The organism is Bradyrhizobium sp. 33ap4 (assembly GCF_032654765.1).
Taxonomy (GTDB): Bacteria; Pseudomonadota; Alphaproteobacteria; order Rhizobiales; family Xanthobacteraceae; genus Bradyrhizobium; species Bradyrhizobium australafricanum.
On sequence record NZ_JAUMTJ010000174.1, the window covers coordinates 1 to 1,426 of the forward strand.

At 54.3% G+C, this 1,426-nt stretch carries 2 protein-coding genes; one reads left to right on the plus strand and one right to left on the minus strand.

Annotation, left to right across the window (positions count from 1 at the left end; translation table 11 throughout):
• Positions 1–250 precede the first annotated feature (250 nt).
• On the plus strand, positions 251–508 hold the full coding sequence (locus tag Q2M23_RS44380; protein WP_410469849.1) for a prolyl oligopeptidase family serine peptidase: 258 nt from the start codon (positions 251–253) through the stop codon (positions 506–508).
• Between the two features lie 350 nt (positions 509–858).
• Here Q2M23_RS44380 and Q2M23_RS44385 read toward each other — a convergent pair whose 3' ends face one another.
• Positions 859–1,179 (minus strand): extracellular solute-binding protein, encoded by a 321-nt coding sequence (locus Q2M23_RS44385; RefSeq protein ID WP_410469848.1) that lies wholly within the window; start codon positions 1,177–1,179, stop codon positions 859–861.
• Between the last annotated feature and the right edge of the window lie 247 nt (positions 1,180–1,426).

The following is a 1,426-nucleotide window of genomic DNA, read 5'->3' on the forward strand; positions in this document are numbered from 1 at the left end:
ACAAAGCTCGCACCAAACTGGGGCGCGCCTATCCAGGCATACCCAAAGAGTCAAAATCACTGTGACGAGCTACTAGTTCTTACCCAACTACAACCGGGAAAAAATCAGCAAGGAGGAAATGATGCAGCAAACGGATGGAATCGCTATTTCGGATAATACCTTTCGGAACGGGGACAGCGAGAAGATCTACGTGTACTACCGCCAAACTGGCCTTTGACCTCGAGAAGTAAGTGGATTCAGCTTCGGCTCAATCGCCAAAGACACCGCGCCCTATGAGCCCGTCAAGAATGTCACGCGCGAATATCCACCGACTTTAATGATTCACGGCACGCAGGATACGGACCGTCCCGTCGAAGAGTCTCTGAAAATGGCCGAACAATTCAAGAGGTACGGCGTGCCTTATATTCTGGCCTCGATCGACAAAGGGGAACATTGCTTTACCGGCGGGGATCGAGCACAGATAGAGGTGCCTACCGCACAATGTGGGATTCATACTCAAGTAGCTTGAAGCCAAATTAGAGAGTGCAGCGCAGGCATGGTGCTACAGCTTCATGGCATTCATCTTCGCATTCCATAGAGGTCATCAGTCGACTACGCTCAGAACAGCCCGTCTCCCGCACGCGGTCACGCACGGGATCTCGGTAGGCCTACTGGGCGTCAACCGTCCGCCGGCCTTTCCTGAATGAACATGCCGATCAAATCCCAAAAGAAATCTGCATTGAGTGTGTTCGCGCCTGCCGGAATCCAGTCACTCGCTGGTCCATTCTTGTTATCGAAGCGGCTTCTTGCGCATTTTAATGCAGCATTGCTATTTCGCGAGCCATACGTTAAAGCGCTGCCTTAGCTCGTCACCTTTTTTCAGCCCAGAATCCGAGATCTCTCACCAAGGCATTGGTCGTGTGCTCGGGTGCGGTCGGCAGGTGGGGTTTCATGGCCGGATCGACAAGCGCCATTGCGTCTTTGTTGGTTGGCCCGCACGGAAGGTACTGTGTGAGGCCAGGCTGCGGCTGTCGCCGACGTAGCGTAGGCGAGGAACCTGTACGCAGCGTCCAGCCGCGGAGTGCCTTTGGGAATAACCCAAACACTCGGTTCCTGCGCCTGGGCATCCCACATGACCTCGAAAAGTTTGCCAGCGTTCTTGATGGCGTCATAAATGCGGGCATTCGGGGCAGACGTCATAATGACCCGACCATCGACTAGAAGTTGTGCTGCCTGGGCTGTTGCTCTGAAACCAGACGACGTCCTTTTTGATCGTGTCGAGCTTCCTGAAGGCACGGTCGACGCCCTGTGGCTTTCCAAAGCACTTTGTAGACGTCAGTCACGGGCACGCCATCCGCGATCAGCGTCCACTCTAGGTGGTGTGGACATTTATCGCATCCATAAGACGATGGCTGCGAGAGTAACGACGGCCAGGTAATTTCGGGCG